5 protein-coding genes are annotated in these 3,962 nt (G+C 34.5%); 3 read left to right on the top strand and 2 right to left on the bottom strand.

The annotated features are described in order from the left end of the window. Positions 1–15: 15 nt before the first annotated feature. The 3 genes from ACTTG8_RS09830 to ACTTG8_RS09820 all read left to right on the top strand — a co-directional run bounded on the left by ACTTG8_RS09830 (position 16) and on the right by ACTTG8_RS09820 (position 1,805). Entirely contained in the window at positions 16–420 is a 405-nt protein-coding gene (locus ACTTG8_RS09830) for a YbgA family protein (protein WP_442561930.1), read from the top strand. Next, the gene (locus ACTTG8_RS09825) at positions 404–757 is read left to right on the top strand and encodes a TIGR02328 family protein (RefSeq protein ID WP_442561929.1); all 354 of its coding nucleotides are present in this window, start codon (positions 404–406) and stop codon (positions 755–757) included. Before ACTTG8_RS09830 ends, ACTTG8_RS09825 begins: the two co-directional genes overlap by 17 nt. A gap of 109 nt (positions 758–866) precedes the next feature. After that, the gene (locus tag ACTTG8_RS09820; RefSeq protein WP_442561928.1) at positions 867–1,805 is read left to right on the top strand and encodes a DNA-methyltransferase; all 939 of its coding nucleotides are present in this window, start codon (positions 867–869) and stop codon (positions 1,803–1,805) included. A 68-nt stretch (positions 1,806–1,873) separates the two neighbouring features. On the opposite strand, the gene ACTTG8_RS09815 is transcribed toward ACTTG8_RS09820, so the two are convergent. Both ACTTG8_RS09815 and ACTTG8_RS09810 read right to left on the bottom strand, forming a co-directional pair. Further along, a complete protein-coding gene (locus tag ACTTG8_RS09815; RefSeq protein ID WP_442561927.1) occupies positions 1,874–3,283 on the bottom strand; it encodes a sensor histidine kinase in 1,410 nt (469 codons plus the stop codon). After that, a partial coding sequence (locus ACTTG8_RS09810) for a response regulator transcription factor (RefSeq protein WP_442561926.1) occupies positions 3,280–3,962 on the bottom strand: 683 nt, incomplete at its 5' end. The genes ACTTG8_RS09815 and ACTTG8_RS09810, both read right to left, overlap by 4 nt.

Raw genomic sequence — 3,962 nt, 5'->3', positions numbered from 1 at the left:
AAAGAAGGAGATGATGTGAAGTACAAGACTATAAAGAAAGAATGTGAAGAGCTATGGGCAAAAAATAAATATTATGTGCTAAGCAAATCGCATAAAACATATTTGGAGATAAGAGAGTATTTGAAAGAAAAAGAAGTTGATATTTTATTTTTAAATGAAAAGATACAAAAAGTAAGAAAAATAAAAGAAAGCAAAAAAGATTTTAGTAATGCCATTCTTCATGTATGGGGATATTTCAAAAAAGAGGCAAGTGAAATTGAAAAACAAGGCTTGTTTAATATACTTGAAGAATATATGGTAGGGAAAAACAATCAGAAATCTGTAATTGAATATATTAATACTTTGCTAAAGAAATATCCAAATAAATATTTGCAAGAATCTACTTTACTAACAGGAGAACAAGATGAGACTATGGCATGAACAAATTATTCATCTATTACCCAGAAATCAACTTCTTGGACAACATAGAGAATGTTGTGCGCTTAGGGGAAATGGCTGGATGAAGAAACATAAAACAGTGGATTATATATTTTTATATTCTCCATATCACTTATTTATGTATCATTCATTGGTTATGGATGAAATGGAAAAAAGAGGGTACAAGATTGCTATAGAATGGAGAGATAAGAATTATAGAGGAAAGATAGCAGAAAATTATTATGATCTTGAAGAAAAAATTATTGAAAGCCCAATTTACAAAGAGCATAATGCTGAATATTTGATTGAGTGTACGGAAAACTTGCAAAAAAAGGTATAAAATTAGAACTATAAAATCTTTGAAAGCAAGGGCTTTGAAAACAGCACCTCCAAGATTTTTGGGGTGCGTACTTTTGGATTTTGTAGAAAAAGATTAAGGAGGTTACCGAATGAAGGCAGGAAGAAACAAGACAATTGATATCAGCATTGAAGAGGGGAGTTGTTATTTGGAGCGCTGTATTCATGTAACAGAACCGGTTTCTCTTGAGAATATAAAAGATAAGACTATTGTTGGTGACACCTTTGAAATATTACCACTATTACCGAGAGGTTTTGTAGACTTGCTTGTTGTTGATCCACCCTATAATTTGGATAAAGATTTTCATGGACACAAATTTAAAAAAACCACTGATGATATGTATGAAGAATATACGGAAACTTGGATAAGTAAGGTAAAGCCTTTGCTAAAACCAAATGCATCGGTATATGTTTGTTGTGATTGGGCGTCAAGTCCCATGATTGGTATAGTTTTGAAGAGACATTTCTATATTCAAAACAGGATTACATGGCAAAGAGAAAAAGGCAGAGGTGCTTTGAGTAATTGGAAAAATGGTATGGAAGATATTTGGTTTGCGACAAACTCAAAGTCCTATACATTCAATGTGGAGAAGGTGAAGGTCAGAAGAAAAGTTGTTGCTCCATATAAGGTTGATGGCAAGCCGAAAGATTGGGAAGAAACCGCAGAGGGCAATTTCAGAAATACATATCCATCGAATTTTTGGGATGATATATCTATCCCATATTGGTCTATGCCTGAAAATACCACACATCCCACACAAAAACCGGAAAAACTTTTAGCAAAGCTGATTTTGGCTAGTTCTAATGTGGGAGATATAGTATTGGATCCATTTCTTGGCTCCGGCTCAACATCTGTAACAGCTAAAAAGCTCGGAAGACACTATGTAGGAATCGAAACGAATGAACAATATTGTGTTTGGGCTGAAAAAAGAATTGAGATGGCAAACACAGATTCTTCAATTCAAGGATATGCAGGTGGAGTATTTTGGGAAAGAAATACAAATGCCTTGCAGAAGAAATCGCAAAAGTAGCAACTATCATTATGGGAGAGCGCCTATGTATAACAAAACTGTAGTTGATAGTTAGTTGTTTATTGTGCCTAAAAAGATGTATCTGTTCGCAAACTAAGCATAAATACAGTTCCACTTTCATCGGAAGTCACTTCAAGTCTGCCTTTATGCAGTTTTGCAATATCGCTTGCGATAGAAAGCCCTATGCCGAATTTTCCGCCCTTTCCTTTGTAAAATCTTTCAAAAATGTGTGGAAGATCATCAGCATCTATGCCATTTCCATCGTCAGCAACTTTAATAATTACCTCCTTGTTAAAAAGTTCACAAGAAAGTTTAATTTCTGATTTTGCATATCTTATGCCGTTTGATACAAGGTTTCCGATAAGTCTGTCAAGTAGCTTAAGATTCCCGGAGATTATAGGCTCTACACTGGTTTCACATAGAATAGTTATATTATTTTCTTTAGCCATAAGTCTAAAATTATCAGAAACTTCTTTTACAAGGTCGGCTATATTTACATTTTCAAATTCAGGCTCAGTAGTTTCCATTTTAGAAAGAAACAGGATTTCATTTATGAGTGAAGCCATTTTTTCGCTTTCTTTGAGGATAACATCTGTAGCCTCATTTTCAGAGATTACATGGTATTTTATTCCCTCTGCATATCCCTGAATAGACATAAGTGGAGTTCTAAGTTCATGTGAGGCGTTTTGAAAAAACCTTTTCTGTACATTTTCACTTTCTAAAAGCATCTTGGACATTTCATCTACAGCGGTTATTACAGCCTCTATTTCAGAATAATTTGAAACAGGACTTACAGTCTTTTCATTCTTATGTTTTCCAATGGAAAGTAGGTAGGATTTAAGTTTTTCAAAGTCTTTATTTACCTGTCTTGTAGTAAGAAAGAGGAAGAAAATGGAACCTATACCGGAGAGTGCAAGTGCCGCCATAAGTACGAGATTTACCTTATTTATAAAATTTTGCATAGGCGTAATATTTATGTAAAACAGCACATAGTAATTCTTACTGTTTTTATCGGACTCATCAGGGATGAAAGCACCATCTTCCATAACGCCCATATAATTCTTTGCCTGAACGAGATAGAAATTGTCATTTACATTAAGCTTATGTGGAGAAGTTTTATAAGAATTAGGCTCATCTGCAATAATATCCGCTATTGATTGGGCTATTTTAACTTCGTAATCATAATACCAAGGTGAAGTAGGGAAGACGAGTTGTCTGTTAGCATCAATTACAAGGTGCATAACCGGTACTATGAGAGAAGTATCTGCGAGCTCATCATTTACAGTTTCTGTATTTTCATATGTATCAAATGTAACATTGCCCATGTTACTCATTTCATTTTTTAGAGCATCACTGGTAAGGGTATTCATATACTGGTCAGAAATAATCTGAAATAGCACAAATACTGCAAGCAGGGAAAATAGTACAATTAGTGAAGGTATTACAAAAATTCTGTGCAGGAGTTTTTTCTTCTTCATACTGCCTCCGACAAAGTAAGTTTAAAGCCAAAGCCCCAGATAGTTTCTATGTGGACATTACTTCCGGCATCCTTTAGTTTTTTTCTAAGTCTTTTCATAGTGTCATCTGTAACTCTTGTCTCAACTTCGCTGTAACCCCAGATATCTAAAAGCAGTTTATCTCTAGAAAGGGCTTGTTCAGGAGTAGTGAGTAAGAGTGAAAGTACCTGAAATTCAGTTTTGGTAAGTTTAATTTCATCACCTTGAACTTTGCACGAAAATGAGGTATCTTCAAGTGAAATATCTCCAAAAGACTTGATATCTGTTTGTTTTTCATTTTCAATTTTACCAAGCTTATTAAGGATGGCATTTACTTTTAAGGTAAGTTTTAATGGTGAAAATGGCTTAGTGAGATAGTCATCACAGCCAGCAGTAAATCCTGTCATAAAGTCCGCATCGGTGTCTCTTGCAGTAAGCAAAAGAATGGTTATATCAGGATGGGATTTTCTGATTTTACTACAGGCAGTAAAGCCATCAATACCCGGCATCATTACATCTAAAACGACTATATCAGGTATATCTTTTTCAAGTTTATCAAGCAGGGCATTTCCGTTTTCAAAAAGTTCTACCTCATGTCCTGCATCAGCAAGGAACTTGCCAAGCAAATCCCTTATATTTTTTTCATCATCAGCTATAAATA

The sequence above is a fragment of the Catonella sp. genome (genome assembly GCF_052173895.1).
GTDB lineage: Bacteria > Bacillota > Clostridia > Lachnospirales > Lachnospiraceae > Catonella.
This window is presented reverse-complemented; position numbering and strand designations above follow the sequence as displayed.

What these genes read in the sequence shown, in the direction of transcription:
- ACTTG8_RS09825 (WP_442561929.1), top strand. Translation starts at nt 404, where the DNA reads ATGAGACTATGGCATGAACAAATTATTCATCTATTACCCAGAAATCAA.
- ACTTG8_RS09820 (WP_442561928.1), top strand. Translation starts at nt 867, where the DNA reads ATGAAGGCAGGAAGAAACAAGACAATTGATATCAGCATTGAAGAGGGG.
- ACTTG8_RS09815 (WP_442561927.1), bottom strand. Translation starts at nt 3,283, where the DNA reads ATGAAGAAGAAAAAACTCCTGCACAGAATTTTTGTAATACCTTCACTA.